The sequence below is a fragment of the Streptomyces sp. NPDC052052 genome (assembly GCF_040680455.1).
GTDB lineage: Bacteria > Actinomycetota > Actinomycetes > Streptomycetales > Streptomycetaceae > Streptomyces.
The window spans coordinates 159,187-173,437 of record NZ_JBFAWU010000016.1 but is presented as its reverse complement, the minus strand read 5'-3'; the positions used below and the strand labels follow the sequence as shown (position 1 = coordinate 173,437).

The 14,251-nt window shown below is 67.9% G+C and carries 13 protein-coding genes and 2 pseudogenes; 5 read left to right on the top strand and 10 right to left on the bottom strand.

The annotated features are described in order from the left end of the window. Window positions 1–86: 86 nt before the first annotated feature. On the bottom strand, window positions 87–662 hold the full coding sequence (locus tag AB0L71_RS20765; protein WP_365244803.1) for a hypothetical protein: 576 nt from the start codon (window positions 660–662) through the stop codon (window positions 87–89). A gap of 34 nt (window positions 663–696) precedes the next feature. Here AB0L71_RS20765 and AB0L71_RS20760 point away from each other — a divergent pair, with 34 nt between their 5' ends. The 4 genes and pseudogenes from AB0L71_RS20760 (at window position 697) to AB0L71_RS20745 (ending at window position 3,863) form a co-directional block, all read left to right on the top strand. After that, window positions 697–1,515 carry a hypothetical protein gene (locus AB0L71_RS20760; protein WP_365244800.1) on the top strand — a complete coding sequence of 273 codons (819 nt, stop codon included), beginning with the start codon at window positions 697–699 and terminating at the stop codon, window positions 1,513–1,515. 354 nt (window positions 1,516–1,869) lie between these two features. Next, window positions 1,870–2,277, top strand: a pseudogene (locus AB0L71_RS20755) (transposase family protein); the annotation flags it as partial. A gap of 797 nt (window positions 2,278–3,074) precedes the next feature. Further along, complete coding sequence (locus AB0L71_RS20750; RefSeq protein WP_365244797.1) at window positions 3,075–3,311, top strand: hypothetical protein; 237 nt, start codon at window positions 3,075–3,077, stop codon at window positions 3,309–3,311. 231 nt (window positions 3,312–3,542) lie between these two features. Next, on the top strand, window positions 3,543–3,863 hold the full coding sequence (locus tag AB0L71_RS20745; RefSeq protein WP_365244794.1) for a hypothetical protein: 321 nt from the start codon (window positions 3,543–3,545) through the stop codon (window positions 3,861–3,863). 270 nt (window positions 3,864–4,133) lie between these two features. Here the strand turns inward: AB0L71_RS20745 and AB0L71_RS20740 are convergent, their stop codons facing one another. From AB0L71_RS20740 to kynU, 7 genes and pseudogenes are all read right to left on the bottom strand, one after another. Further along, window positions 4,134–5,138, bottom strand: a complete 1,005-nt coding sequence (locus tag AB0L71_RS20740; RefSeq protein ID WP_365244791.1) for an amidohydrolase family protein — start codon at window positions 5,136–5,138, stop codon at window positions 4,134–4,136. A gap of 2 nt (window positions 5,139–5,140) precedes the next feature. Continuing rightward, window positions 5,141–5,662, bottom strand: a complete 522-nt coding sequence (locus tag AB0L71_RS20735; RefSeq protein WP_365244888.1) for a 3-hydroxyanthranilate 3,4-dioxygenase — start codon at window positions 5,660–5,662, stop codon at window positions 5,141–5,143. 45 nt (window positions 5,663–5,707) lie between these two features. Beyond that, window positions 5,708–6,115, bottom strand: a pseudogene (locus AB0L71_RS20730) (RidA family protein); the annotation flags it as partial. Beyond that, window positions 6,115–6,876: a 4-oxalocrotonate decarboxylase gene (locus AB0L71_RS20725; RefSeq protein ID WP_365244788.1), complete on the bottom strand. Its 762-nt coding sequence runs from the start codon at window positions 6,874–6,876 to the stop codon at window positions 6,115–6,117. The gene AB0L71_RS20725 and the pseudogene AB0L71_RS20730, both read right to left, overlap by 1 nt. 106 nt (window positions 6,877–6,982) lie before the next feature. Then, window positions 6,983–8,458 (bottom strand): 2-hydroxymuconic semialdehyde dehydrogenase, encoded by a 1,476-nt coding sequence (locus AB0L71_RS20720; protein ID WP_365244785.1) that lies wholly within the window; start codon window positions 8,456–8,458, stop codon window positions 6,983–6,985. Between the two features lie 99 nt (window positions 8,459–8,557). After that, window positions 8,558–9,883, bottom strand: coding sequence for an NAD(P)/FAD-dependent oxidoreductase (locus AB0L71_RS20715; protein WP_365244782.1), 1,326 nt, complete (start codon window positions 9,881–9,883; stop codon window positions 8,558–8,560). Next, the gene (gene kynU / locus AB0L71_RS20710; RefSeq protein WP_365244779.1) at window positions 9,880–11,169 is read right to left on the bottom strand and encodes a kynureninase; all 1,290 of its coding nucleotides are present in this window, start codon (window positions 11,167–11,169) and stop codon (window positions 9,880–9,882) included. The genes AB0L71_RS20715 and kynU overlap by 4 nt, the downstream gene beginning before the upstream one ends. A 247-nt stretch (window positions 11,170–11,416) precedes the next feature. Here kynU and AB0L71_RS20705 point away from each other — a divergent pair, with 247 nt between their 5' ends. Continuing rightward, complete coding sequence (locus tag AB0L71_RS20705) at window positions 11,417–11,866, top strand: Lrp/AsnC family transcriptional regulator (protein ID WP_365244776.1); 450 nt, start codon at window positions 11,417–11,419, stop codon at window positions 11,864–11,866. A 10-nt stretch (window positions 11,867–11,876) separates the two neighbouring features. On the opposite strand, the gene AB0L71_RS20700 is transcribed toward AB0L71_RS20705, so the two are convergent. Beyond that, window positions 11,877–12,695: an SDR family oxidoreductase gene (locus AB0L71_RS20700; protein WP_365244773.1), complete on the bottom strand. Its 819-nt coding sequence runs from the start codon at window positions 12,693–12,695 to the stop codon at window positions 11,877–11,879. A 22-nt stretch (window positions 12,696–12,717) separates the two neighbouring features. Then, a complete protein-coding gene (locus AB0L71_RS20695; RefSeq protein WP_365244770.1) occupies window positions 12,718–14,175 on the bottom strand; it encodes an amino acid permease in 1,458 nt (485 codons plus the stop codon). Window positions 14,176–14,251: the final 76 nt, after the last annotated feature.

Below are 14,251 nucleotides of genomic sequence, written 5' to 3'. Positions count from 1 at the left end.
CGCAGGCGCCGGGGCCCGCCGTCTCGGCTGAGCCGGAGAGCCGAAGGGCGCGGCCCGGGTGCCGCGACGGCGGGCGGACTGACCGGTCAGTCGGCGCAGCCGTACTGCTTGACGAGATTGGTGGCGGCCTCCCGCATCACGGTCGCACTGTTGCGGATCGCGCTTTCCCGGTCGACGAGGCCCTTCTTCTCCGCCTGCGAGGGCGCGCTGAGCGACACCGTGATGTACGGGGCGGTCGAGCCCATGAGGGCGGCGCAGCCGGTCGGCAGCGTGACCTCGGCCTGGTCGGGGAGCGCCCAGCCGGTGAATCCGGGGCCGAGGGCGACGGAGTCCTTCTTGTGGCCGGGGGCGCTCCGGGTGTCCTCGATGATCAGTTGGTAGATCCCGCGGGGGTAGTCACTGTCCGGGTTGGCGCGCTGCACGCTGCACCCCTTGAACACCGCGTAGTCGGTGCCCTTGCCCTTGCTCTCCCACTCCTCCGCGCTGACCTCGCCCCCCTTGCTGTCGTCGATCAGTTCCGCCGTCTGCCGGCTGAGCGCCCCGTGGCACAGCGTCTGCGGCAGCGGCGGTTTCTCCTCGCCGTCAGGCCAGAGGCTCGCGGTCACGACGGCCACCCCGGCGACGCCGAGCACGACGGTCAGTGGCAGCCACTTCTTGTCCATCGGTTACTGCCCCATCCACGTGTCGGTGTTCCTCATGGCCGTTCTGGTACCACTGCTCGGCGGTCGCCTGGAGGCGGTTCTCGTACTCGCCGGGGCTCCACCTCATCGGGTTCACGAACCCGATCAGCGGGATGTTCAGGGGCGTCATGCGGCGCAGCCTGATCAACGCCTATCGCAAATCTGGCCTGGGTGGGGGGAGCTGGCCGAACTGCTGAACGTCACCCCCACGGTCCTGGGGAGTTACCTCACCGCGGAGGCGATTCCCGACCCGCCGGCCTTCCTGGCGCTCCGGGGCCTGCTGAAGATCTCGCCTGAAACGGGGATCGACTTCTGGTACATCATGCTCCTTGCCGAGCAGGAGCCGCGGAAGCGCACGAGCAATATCAAGAGGAATCACGTCATCGACGCCGCCCTTCCCGACCCGTTGACGGCGACGTCCGCCGTGGACCTGCGGCGGAAGCTGCGCGAGGTGCACGACTGGGCCATGCGGCCGTCCTACCGGGAGTTGGAGGAGAAAACCGGAGGCGGGCTCAAGAAGTCCACGATCGGAGACATGCTCCATCCCGAGAGGGAGACCCTTCCTCGTTTCGACAGGTACGCGCACTTCCTGGAGGCGTGCGGGGTAAGGGACCTGACCTGCTGGATCGCCGCCTGGCGGAGGTTCGCCCCGCCGGCGCGGCAGGTACGGATGATCGAGCAGGCCGCGTACGCGAAGTTGACTGAGGCGAGCCGTATCTCCACGCTTCGTAGGCGGTGTTCGACGGGGGCCCACGGGGAGTCCGTGGAAGCAGTGCGAGCGCTGTCGGCGCCGTCCGTCCAGGCCGTCGTCCTGCCAGGAACGCGGCGATGGTAGGTCGGGACAGCCCACCACGGGTGATCACGCTCAGGCCGACAGCCACCGTGGTAGCCGCTACGAGAATGGTCCCAGGACCATATGCTCGCCGTAACAAAGCAGCTCCAGTCGCAGTCTCGACACAGCAGCTCCAGTCGCAGCCTCGCTATTGGTCATTGCGCTGCCCACGGAGGTGACGTACGGACATCGGACGCCGTCCGACACTGCCGAAAGTCCAATCTGCGCCGGGGACCGGGAATCACTGAACGCCGAAGCATCCCCAGCTTCGTGCAGGAGGTGGTCGGTTGCCCGCTTGGGCAAGGACGGGAACCGGCAGGCGCTGGCCCACTTCGTCACTTCCAGCCCATGGGATGCGCCGGGCAGTCGAAGAACTACTGCTACTCCACTGCCCATGAGGTTGTCATCGACGCCGACACCCGCCTGGTCGTCGTGGTCGGCCAGCCCCTGCCCGGGAACCGTCACGACTCCCGAGGCTGGGAGGAATCCGGCGCAAAGGACGCGGTCGGCAACACCATGAACATCGCCGACGGCGGCTACCAGGGCACCGGCCTTGTCATCCCGCACTGCCGGACCGAGGGCGAGGATCTCCCGGCCTGGAAGGAAGAGCACGACCGCTCCCGCAAACGAGTCCGAGCCCGCGTCGAGCACACCTTTGCCCGGATGAAGGGCTGGAAGATCCTGCGCGACTGCCGCCTCGAGGGCGAGGACGTCCACCACGCCATGCTCGGCATCGCCCGCCTGCACAACATCAACCTCACTGGACAGGCGGCGAGTTCGTACCGTGATCGCCCACACCACCACCTCCTGCAAGATCACTTACGACAGCCTTTAGTATGTCCTCCTTGCCCTGACTTGTGGCTTTCATCGGTGGGTCAGCTTTTTACATCGGGGGCTTAACCTCTCAACTTCCATTGCCTGGCATATACCTAAGGCCTATGTTTCGCAGGCGGTCCGAACGCGATCGCGTCGTGCGTTGGGGCCGGGGGGTCTGGAGGGGTGGGTCAGCCATGTCGTTTTCCAGACGGACAGCTTCGCGGGCAGTGGCCGCGTTGTTGGTCCTTGCGCTGGGGGAATTGCTCCGTCGGCCTGGTCCGTGAGTACCGGTGCTCTCGCTGGCGCGGCAGAGGACGAGCGGACAGCGCTGTCCTCGGACGGGGCACTCGGGGGTTGATTGAGAATCGTCCCGAGCGGTACGGAGTAGGTGCGCTTTCTGTCGGTTAGAGATATTCGACAGAAAGCGAGTCCGGGTGTGGAAGTGCAGCAGAAGGTCTCATTATGCTCGGCATGGTTGTAATTACAATGCTCGTCCTGGCTATCGCGATCGCGATTGCCCTTTGCGTAGCAGGGATTCATGCCCTTCTTCTTGGTCGGGTGCCTGGGCGGTGGCTGCGGTACCTGGTGCAACGTCCTCGGGTATGGGGCGCGGGGGCGATACTCCTGGCGCTCACCTGGTCCTTGGATTCCCTCTATGTTTGCGTTGTGGGAATCGGCCTGATGGCAATTGGGTACGTGCCGGAAGGAAAGCGCTGATCTCGACTGGCCGCGAGGCTTACCGGTTCATGGATCAGACGGGGAACGCGCTGCTCGACCTGCCCGAAGACGGAACCGCCGAACGCCCGGAGGTACCGCGCGACGAACTGCGGCAGATGCTGCTGGAATTCCTGCCCGCGGGCACCGTCCGCCGGGGCCACAAGGTCACCGCGGTACAGGCCCTCGGCGACGGTCGCCATCAGGTGGACTTCGCCTACGACACCAACGTCGTCGCGGACCTGCTCCTCGGCGCCGACAGCGCCTGATCGCGCGCGTACGACTGCTGCTCCCCGAGGCCACTCCGGGGTAATTCGGTGTCTGCAAGGGCGCGAGACCTTTGTCTACGGGCCATGACGAGAAAGGGGGTGCCCGTGTGTCGTGGGAGATCAGGTGATCGTTTCAAGTGGCGCGTTATGTCTGGTTGGCTGCTCGCCCTATTTCTTCCTGTCTCCGTTGCGGGATGCGGTGACCAGGGTGAGTTGAAGGACGTAAGTCGTGTGATCGGTGGCGAGCTGGTCGGTCACTGGGAGAGTAGAAGTGGATCGTCTCTCGTTCTGCGGGCAGATGGGCAATTTTCCGCGAAACCTCTGCACACCGACTACGTGGAAGGCGCCGGCATCAAAGTCGTCTCAGAAGAGACAGTGGAAGGTGTTGGGAAGTGGACTCTTGCGGACTATGGGGCTGGGCATGAAGTGGACTTGAGGTTCACCGGTGGAGGAAGCGTGACCCTGTGGGTGGCTTCCCTTGATGGGGTCAAGGTTATGTGGGCGTGGGTGGGTGATGGTGAATCATCCGTTCTGAAAAAACAGGATTCCTGAAACCCTGAAAAATCGCGCGCGAGCCCTCATCGACAGCGATGTCGATGAGGGCTCGCGCGACGTTTGACGGCAACGTCGGCGGACGACGGCTGTGGTGGGTGGGGCACCAGGATCATCGTCCCGCACCGAGGCCCCGCCGGATGGTCCGCCCGCCCGGCAGGGGCTGTGTCGCGCGGTCAGCGGCCGGGATACTCGCGCCCAACACCGAGTTCAGCCGGATCGCCGCGCAGGAGGCGGCTGCGGACGGCCGCCGGGACGACCGGGCCGCCCTCAGGGCACGTCCGGGAGCCCCAGGAAGCGTTCCGCGTTGCCGTGCGTGATCAGCCGGCGGCTGTGTTCGTCCAGGAAGGCGCTCCTGCGGACCACTTCGCCGACCGGGCGTTCCCCCAGCGGGTACGGGTAGTCGCTGCCCACCATCACCCGGTCCGCGCCGACCGTGTCGACGAGGAGACGGAGCGCCCGCTCGTCGAAGACCACCGAGTCCACGTAGAAGCGGCCGAGGTAGTGCGAGGGCGGGAACGCGGAGGTGCCGATGATGTCGTTGCGGCCGTGCCAGGCGTTCTCCATCCGGCCCAGCCAGAAGGCGAAGGAGCCGCCGCCGTGGGCGAAGCAGATCTTCAGCCGCTCGTCGATCCGGTCGAAGACCCCGCCCAGGATCATGGCGAGGATCGACAGATGGGTCTCCGCGGGCATGGCCGTGAGCCACTGCGCCATCCACCGGTCCAGCCGGGGCGAGCCGGCCATGTCCCAGGGGTGCACGAACACCGGGACGTCCAGCGACGCGCAGTGCTGCAGGAAGGTGACGATCCCCTCGCTGTCCAGGTCCTGATCGCCGACGTGGTTGCCTATCTCGACGCCCCGGTGGCCGTTGGCGATGCTGCGCTCCAACTCGCGGCAGGCCGCGTCCGGGTCCTGCAACGGCACCTGGCAGAACGGGATCAGCCGGTCCGCCGCCGGGGCGACGATCTCCAGCGCGAGGTCGTTGAAGATCCGTGCGATCTTCGTCGCCTCGGCGCCGCTGCGCCCGTAGGTGAAGAACGCCGGGGTCGGCGAGACCACCTGTCGCGCCACCCCGTCCGCCTCCATGTCGCGCAGCCGGGTCCCGGCGTCCCAGGCGTCGGCCTGGATCCGCCGGAACTCCCGGGAGCCCATCATGATCATGGCTTCGGACTCGGACTCGATCCGCAGCCAGGGGGCGTCCGGGCCGGCCTCGGCCGTCAGGTCCGGCCAGCCGCGCGGCACGTAGTGCGTGTGGATGTCGATGACGCCGTCCACGGTCAGCCCTTCCCGGGGTGCAGGGCGCCGCAGGCCGGGCAGGTGCGCGCCTGCTCGTCCTGGTAGAAGCCGGCGAAGACCGGGGGCAGGTCCTCGACGATGTCGCGCACCTGGAGCTCGACCTCGTGGACCAGCGCGTCGCAGTCGGCGCAGTACCACTGGAACTTCTCCAGCGTGTTCTCCTCGCGGACCCGTTCGATGACCAGGCCTATCGAACCGGGAGCGGGACGCTGGGGGGAGTGCGGCACGTTGCCGGGCAGCAGCCAGGTCTCGCCTTCCCGGATGTGTACGGTCCGCAGTCCGTCCGCCGTCATGACGTCGACGTGCATGTCGCCCTTGATCTGGTGGAACCACTCCTCGTACGGGTCGACATGGAAGTCGGTCCGCTGGTTGGGCCCGCCGACGATCTGGACGATGAAGTCCGTGCCCAGGGCCATCGTGCGGTTGTTCACCGGCGGCTTGAGCAGGTGCTCGTGCTCGGCGATCCAGCCCTGGAAGTCGATGACGGGGGGAAGGTCGGTCATGAGGAAGCCTCCGTGCTCTGAGCTGGGTGGGACGGGCGGGACCGCGGGCAGATGCGCGATGGCCTGGATCTCGATCAACAGATGGGGATGCGGCAGCTGGTGCACCGCGACGGTGGTCCGGGTGGGGCCGCTCTCGTCGAAGAACTCGCCGTAGACCTCGTTGTATCCGCCGAAGTCGTTCATGGACACGAGGTACGTGGTGATCTGGGTGAGGTCGCCGAGTTCCGCGCCGACCTCGGCGAGGATGTCCCGGATGTTCTCGATCACCGCCCGGGTCTGCGCCCGGATGTCGAGCCGGGTGGTGCCGAACGCGTCGGCCTCGACGCCGACGAACGTGTTGTCCGGCCGGCGCGAGCTCGTTCCGGAGACGAACACCAGGTCGCCGACGACCTTGACATGGGGGAACCGCCCGCGGGGGGTGGCCTTCCCCTCGATGACCCGTGAGCCGTTCATCAACGCCCCCTCACCGTGACGGATCCGAGCCCCGCCACCTCGCACTCGGTGATCCCCGCCACCAGCGGCACGGCGGCGGTGGCAGCGCCCGCGAGCACGACATCCCCCGCCCGCAGCGGGATCCGGCGGCGCCGGCACATGTCCAGCAGGGCGTGCAGCGCCTGCACCGGGTCGCCGAGGATCGCGGCGGTCGAACCGGCGGACTCCGTGTCCGGGGTACGCAGCCGCACCGCCCGGTCCGCCACGCTCCCGACGGGGCGCCACGGGCCGATCGCGTAGCCCGCGGCTGAGGTGTTGTCCGCGACGACATCGGTGTAGGTGAACCGGAAGTCGCGGTACCGCGAGTCGATGATCTCCAGGGCCGGGGCCACGGCGTCGACGCACGACTCGATGTCGGTCAGCGGGTCGTCCAGGTCCACATCGCTGCACAGCCGGTAGGCGACCTCGGGCTCCACCTTGGGGTGGATGAAGCGTGCCAGGTCGACGGTGTCCCCGTCCTCGATCCGCATGGCGTCGGTGAGCCGCCCCACGATGACGTCGGACACGCCCATCTGGGCCATCTTGGCCTTGCTGGTGAAGCCCAGCTTGACGCCCACGACGCGTTCGCCGCGCGCCAGACGGCGCTCCAGCAGCGCGGCCTGGATGGCGTAGGCGTCGTCGATGTCGAACTCGTGGCTGTCGCAGAGACTCGGGATGTCGGTACAGGTCGTCTGTGCCGTGTCGAGCCGCTCCGCCAGCATGCCGATCAGTTCCGCAGCCATCACGAGCTGCTCCCTTCCTTCAGTGCCTCGCGCCGCGTGGCCGGGGGCCGGGCGGCGTCCACGATCGAGCTCACTTCCGTCCCCTCCTGCCGGCGACGAGGGGCGGTCACAGCTGTACACACACATTCGTCGGCTCGGTGTAGAAGTGCAGCGAGGACTCGCCGCCCTCGCGGCCGATGCCGGAGAGCCCGACACCGCCGAACGGGGAGCGCAGATCGCGCAGGAACCAGGTGTTGACCCAGGCCATTCCGACGTTCATGGACTGCGCCACCCGATGGCCGCGGCGCAGGTCGTTGGTCCACACCGAGGCGGCGAGGCCGTACTCGGTGTCGTTGGCCAGGGCGATCGCCTCCGCTTCGGTGTCGAAGGGGATCAGAGCGGCCACCGGGCCGAAGATCTCCTCGCGCACCACCCGGTCGCTGTTGGTCAGTCCGGTCCACAGGGTGGGTTCGATCCAGGAACCGCCCGCCAGTTCTCCGCCCAGTTCCGGTACGCCGCCACCGGTGAGCACCGTGGCCCCCGCCCGTTCGGCCAGGTCGAAGTAGCCCAGCACCTTGTCCCGGTGCTTCTGCGAGATGAGCGGACCCGTGGTGGTGTCCTGGTCGGCCGGGCGGCCGAGCCGCAGCCTGCGGGCCCGCTCCGTGAGGCCCTCGGCGATGGCGTCGAAGACCGGACGCTGGACGTAGACCCGCTCGGTGCACAGGCAGACCTGGCCGGTGTTGGTGAAGACCGACTTGGTGAGTCCGGTCAGCGTCTCGTCGATGTCGGCGTCGTCGAAGACGATCGCGGCGTTCTTCCCGCCGAGCTCGAACGAGACGGGCCGGACCCGGGGTGCGACCGTCTTCATGACGTGCGAGCCGGTCGCCGACGAACCGGTGAAGGTCACGCCGTCGATGCCGGGGTGCGAGGTGACGTACTCACCGGCGGAACCGCCGCCGAAGCCGTGCACGACGTTGTACACCCCGGCGGGGAGCCCCACTTCGGCGAGGACCTCGGCCAACAGCGTTGCTGTCGCGGGGGTTTCCTCGCTGGGCTTGACGACCAGGGCGTTGCCGCAGGCGAGTGCCGGTGCGACCTTCCAGGTCAGCAACAGGAGCGGGAGGTTCCACGGGACGACGACCGCGACGACGCCGAGCGGTTTGCGCACCGCGTAGTTGAGTGCCTGCCGGCCGCCCGCGAGGTCGGTGAGGAAGGACTCCTGTCCGGCCGCCGCGACCACGTCGGCGAAGGTACGGAAGTTGGCCACGGCGCGGGGGACGTCGAGTTCCCTGGCCTGGGCCACCGGCTTGCCCGTGTCGGCGATCTCCGCGGCGACGAACTCGTCGAAGCGCTCCTCGATCCGGTCCGCGGCCCGGCGCAGCAGCGCCGTCCTCTCCCGTACCGGTGTCGTCGCCCAGCCCTGGTGCAGGGCCCGTCTGGCGGCCGAGACCGCGCGGTCCACGAGGGCCTTGTCCGCCTCGTGCACCCGGGCGACCGCCAGGCCGGTGGCGGGGTCGATGTCGTCGAAGCCGTGTTTCTCGTCGGGCTCCACGAACTGCCCGGCCACGAAGTTGCGGATCCACCGCCCCGTGTCTGCCGTCATGTGTTCCACTCTGAGTCTCCGTATCCCTGCCGGACCGATGCGGTTCTCGTGCTGCGTCATACCGGAGTCGGTATGACCGGGCAGCCGGCCCTCAGCCGGTCAAGCCTTCCTGCCGATCCGGTACAGCCCGGTGGCCAGCGCACTCGCGAGCAGGACGGCCGCGCCGCCCAGCGCCCGCTGCTGCCGCCGCACCCGCCGTCGCACCTGGGCGTAGGGCACGGTCGAGAAGGACACCAGCTCGTAGCGTGAGACGAACCGGCCGGGCAGCGCCCGCTCCAGCGCGTGCTCGGCGCCCTTGACGAAGCGGAAGACCGGCGAGGCGACCTTGTCGCGCATCTCGACGAAGTTCTCCAGGGCCATCTCGCCGATCGCGTCGGCGTTCGCCTTGCGCCGTTCCTCGAACAGCGGGAGTGCGCGCGCCCAGTCGCCGCCGGTCTCCGTCAGGCACTGGTCCAGCTCGACCACGTCCTCGAAACCGCAGTTGGCCCCCTGGCCGTAGAACGGCACGATGGCGTGGGCGGCGTCGCCGATCAGCGCGACCCGTCCGCCGGTCTGCCAGGGCGCGCACCGCACCGTTCCCAGCACACCGACCGGGTTGTGCAGATAGTCGTCGACCAGGTCCGGCGCGAGCGGCACCACGTCCGGGTAGTGGGCGCGGAAGTGGTTCTCGATGGCGGCCGGGGTGTTCAGCGCCGCGAAGCTCCCCTCGCCTTCGGCCGGCCAGAACATGGTGCAGGTGAAGGACCGGTCCGGGTTCGGCAGCGCGATCATCATGGAGGTGCCGCGCGGCCAGATGTGCAGCGCCCCGGGATCGAGGGCGAACTCGCCGTCCACTGCCGGAACGGTCAGTTCCTTGTAGCCGTAGTTGAGGAACTCCGTGTGCACCTCGGCACCGGGTTCGGCGACGAGCCGGCCGCGGACCACGGATCCGGCCCCGTCGGCGCCGAGCACCACGGAGGCGGTGGTCCGCACCTCGCCGTCGGCCGTCTCGTACGTCATCCCGCCGGTCCTCGGGTCCAGCCCGGTCAGCCGGTGGTCGAAGAAGATCGTGACGCCGGGTGCGGCCTCGGCCGCGTCGAGCAGCACGTTGTTGAGCGCGCCGCGGCTGATCGAGTTGATGGCGCGCTCGCCGTCGTGGCTGTACTGCTGGTAGTCCAGCGGCCCGTCCACCGGGTGGATCATCCGGCCGCGCATCGGCAGCGCGTCGGCCATGACCTGGTCCTCGAGACCGATCCGGCGCAGCGCGTCCAGGCCCCGCTCGGAGAGGGCGAGGTTGATGGACCTGCCGCGTTCGGCGGTGCCGAGACGGGGGTCGGGGCGGCGCTCGTAGAGCTCGACCCGGTAGCCGCGGCGGGCCAGATAACAGGCGAGCAGGCAGCCGCTGAGGCCGGCGCCCACGATGGCGATCTCGTCGCGGTGACTCATGCCTGCTCCTCCACGGTCCGGGCCAGTGCGTCGGCCATCCGCCAGCAGTCGTGGAACGTCGAGTACAGCGGGACCGGGGCCACCCGGATGATGTCCGGCTCGCGGGCGTCGGTGACGACGCCGTGCTCGTGGCGCAGCCGGTGGGCGAGGTCGGCGGCGCTGCCGGTGCCGATCCGCAGCGAGAGCTGGCAGCCGCGGCGCTGCGGGTCGCGCGGGGTGACGACGGTGACCGGCCGGTGCGCGGTGACCTCGTCCAGCAGCCGTTCCAGGTAGCCGGTCAGCCGCTCGCTGCGCTCGCGCAGCGCGGTCATGCCCACCTTGTCGAAGAGTTCCAGGGAGGTGCGCACCGGACCCATGGCGAAGATCGGCGGGTTGGAGATCTGCCAGGCGTCCGCCGTGGCGGGCGGGTCGGCGACCGGGGCCATCGTGAAGCGGGTCGAGGGTTCGGTGCTCCACCAGCCCTCGAAGCGCTGCAGGTCCCGGTCACCGAGGTGCCGCTCGTGGACGAACGCGCCGGCGGTCGCTCCGGGGCCCGAGTTCAGGTACTTGTACGTGCACCAGGCGGCGAAGTCGACCCCCCAGTCGTGCAGGCGGAGCGGGACGTTGCCGACGGCGTGGGCGAGGTCCCAGCCGACCACCGCACCCGCCGCCTGCCCGGCGGACGTGATCGCGGGGATGTCCATGAACTCGCCGGTGAGGTAGTTGACGCCGCCCAGCATCAGCAGGGCCACGGTGTGCCCCTCCCGCGCCAGGAAGTCCAGCACGTCCTCGGTCCGCAGGTTGTCCTCGCCCGCGCGGGGCCGCAGGCGCACCACCGCGACGTCGGGGTCCAGGCCGTGGAGACGCGCCTGGCTGCGTACCGCGTAGCTGTCGGAGGGGAAGGCGCTGTCCTCGATCACCAGACGGACGCGTTCGCCGCGGGGCCGGTAGAAGGACACCATCAGCAGGTGGAGGTTGACCGTCAGGGAGTTCATGGCGACGGTCTCTTCGGGCCGGGCACCGACCAGCCGTGCGGCGGTCTCGGTGAGCAGCGCGTGGTACGGGAGCCAGGGCCGGCCGGCCTCGTGGTGCCCCTCGACGCCCAGACGCTGCCAGTCGGCCAGGTCCTCCAGCAGCTCCGTGCGGGTCGCTTTGGGCTGCAGGCCCAGGGAGTTGCCGGCGAAGTAGGCGGTGTCGGCGTACCGGCCACCGTCGGCCGGCGGTACGTGGAACAGGTCCCGGTGGCCCGGATCGGCCGCGTCGAGCCGATGGGCCTCTTCCTCGGGGGCGTTCAGTGGGGTGGTCACAGATGTCCCTCTTCTCTTGCACAGGGTGAAGGCTGCGGCGCCCGCCTGTGGTGGGTGCGGCTCGGCCGGCACTCCCGCCGGGGTGCGTGACGGCCGTTCACGGGCCGCTCGCTCCATGCCCGGTGAGCCCGCTCATGATGGCTCGGGATGGCCGGTCCGTGGAATACTGAATCAACGGCAAAACGGCTGAATGACGTTTCGAACGCAATGGAATGTGTGGTCTGACTTTCAGATGGAAAAGCACCTCATGGATGACATGGACTGGGCGATCGCACGGGAACTCCAGCAGGACGCACGGCTGTCGTTCAGTGAGCTGTCCCGCCGGGTGCACCTCTCGCCGCCCGCGGTGGCCGAACGGGTGCGCCGGATGGAGGACGCCGGCGTGATCACCGGCTACCACGCGCACGTGGAGTCGTCGAAAGTGGGCTGGGGGGTGCCGAGCTTCATCCGGATGTCGTGCTTCGGCTCACGGTGCCTGCTCAACGACCCGCAGGTGCTCCAGTGGCCCGGCGTCCGGGAGATCCACCGGATCACCGGCGACGAGTGCTGCATCCTCAAGGTCGAGGCGGCCTCGATCCAGGAGCTCCAGGTGCTCATCGACCGCCTGTCGTCCTACGGCCGTCCGGCCAGCACCATGGTGCTGGCCACCTACCTCGACTGGCACCCGGTCACCCCGGTACGCCCTCTCGACGGCTGACCGAGAAGCGTCAGCCCGATCCTTCCGTGAGGATGCCCGGTCGTACGCCCAGCCCCATCGACGCGTCGATCACCGCGCCGTGCAGCACGGTCGAGTGCGCCGACGCCAGGAACAGAAGGACGCGGGCCACTTCCTCCGGCTCGATCAGCCGATGCTTCGGAAGCGCGTACAGAAAGTCCCGGCGTTCGTCGGCCCCGAGGTGGTCAAGGGTGCTCGACTGGAACATTCCGGTGTTCGTCGCCCCTGGGCACACGGCGAACACATCGAGGTGACTGCCCGTGTGCTCGGCAGCCAGCTGACGGGTCAGGAACGCCACCGCCGCCTTGCTCATCCCGTCGGAGAGCCGGAAGTTCGGGAAGGCGCTGACGCCACCGCCGACCGAGCTCAGATTGATGAGTTTGGCAGCACCATTGTCCGAAGGCTGCCGCATCACCGTTTCGATGAATCGACGGCTCATCAGCAGGGTTCCGTTGGCGTTGATCATCAACATGGTGGCGTCCTGGTCCGCCACGTTGTCGGAGAACCTCTCCACCGTCGCCGATCCGACCGCGGCGTTGTTGATGAGGATGTCCACACGCCCCCAGCGCTCCTCCACTTCACCGAGACAGCGGTCGATCGACTCGCCGGAGCGCAGGTCGAGAGGGTGGGCCGACATCCGGTCCGGTGCGAGGGCCAGCAGGGGCTGTGCCCCCTCCGCCGTCTCCACGCCCTGGGCGTAGGTGAGGGCCACGGTCGCGCCCGCCTCCACCAGTACCCGTACCGTGGCGGCGCCGATTCCCCCGAGGCCTCCGGTGACCAGCGCCACCCGGCCGCTCAGATCGATATCCATTTCTTCTCCTCGACTAGGATTTTCAGACGCCACTGGGCCGGGAAGAGTCAGCTACGTCTTCCGGACGGTCGCTGTCGGCCGGCACGACCTCGGCGTCGTCCTCCGCGCCGATTGCCGCCGGCCTGCGCTTGCGGACCACGAAATACAGGACGGTCGTCAGGACGACCGTGGGTGCCCCGAACACCAGCGTCATGTCGAATGCGTCGGTGGCAAGCGTGCTGAACATGATGGCGATCATGAGTCCGGCCCCCGCAATCGCCCCCACCCGCGAGAACGGCACCCGGAAAGCGAGTTCTCTGCCGTCCCTCTTCATCTGCCGCCGGAAGAAGAGATGCGTGACGAAGATCATCATCCAGGTGAACATGGCGCCGAACATCGAGATCGACATCATGAAGGTGAACGCCGTGTCCGGGTTCATGACGTAGGCGATCGTGGCGACCGCGATACCGCCGCTGGACAGGATGAGCGCATTCAACGGGGTTCCGTTGGGGCGAATCCTTCCGAGAACGGACGGAGCGTCCTTCGCCCTGGCGAGACTGAACATCATCCGGGTGGAGATGTAGAGCTGACTGTTCATGGCGGACAGGGCGGCGATGATGACGACGAAGTTGATCAGATCGCCGGCGAAGGGAATCCCCGCATCCTCCATGACCGTGACGAAAGGACTTCCGCCCTCCATGATTCCGCTGACCGGGGAGAGCGCCAGGATCAGTGCCAGGGTCAGGATGTAGAAGAGGAAGAGCCGGGCGGTCGTGGCCTTGAAGGCCTTCTTGACCGCTTCCCCCGGGTTCTCCGCCTCGCCGGCCGCCACCGCGATCATCTCGATGCTGAGGTAGCTGAAGATCGCGACGATGACGCCGAACCACATTCCGGAGAAGCCGTGCGAGAAGAAGCCACCCTCCGCCGTGTAGTTGTGGAATCCCGTCCCGCTCCGGTCGGTGCCGAACACCAGATAGGCGGCCAGCAGGATGAAGGCGATGATGGCGAACACCTTGATGCTGGAGAACCAGTACTCCAGCGAGCCGAACACCTTGACGTTCATGGCGTTGGCGCCGATCAGTGCGGCGGAGAACAGCACCACCCACAGCACCGAGGGGACATCGGGGAACCAGAACTTCATGTAGTCGCCGATGGCGGTGACCTCGGTGCCGACCGCGAGCACGATGCAGGACCAGTACATGTACCGGACCAGGAATCCGGCCAGTGGACCGACGTAGTGCTCGGCATAGGCGCCGAAGGAACCCGAGGTCGAGTGCGTCACCGTCATCTCGGAGAGGCTGCCCATCAGCATCAGCCCGATGAGCCCGCCGATCGCGTAACTCACGATGACGCTCGGCCCGGCCAGCCCTATGGCCATCTTGCTGCCGAGGAAGAGGCCTGTGCCGATGGCACCCCCGAGCGCGATCATGGTCATCTGCTGCGGGCTCAGCTTCCGCTTGAGCCCGTCCTCACGCTGCTGGATCTTTTCAAAGCCTGCCATTCCCAAACTCCTTGATGAGGAAATGAAGCATTCCGGGCACGGCGAACGGATCGACGTGCGCGAAAGCGTGGACGGC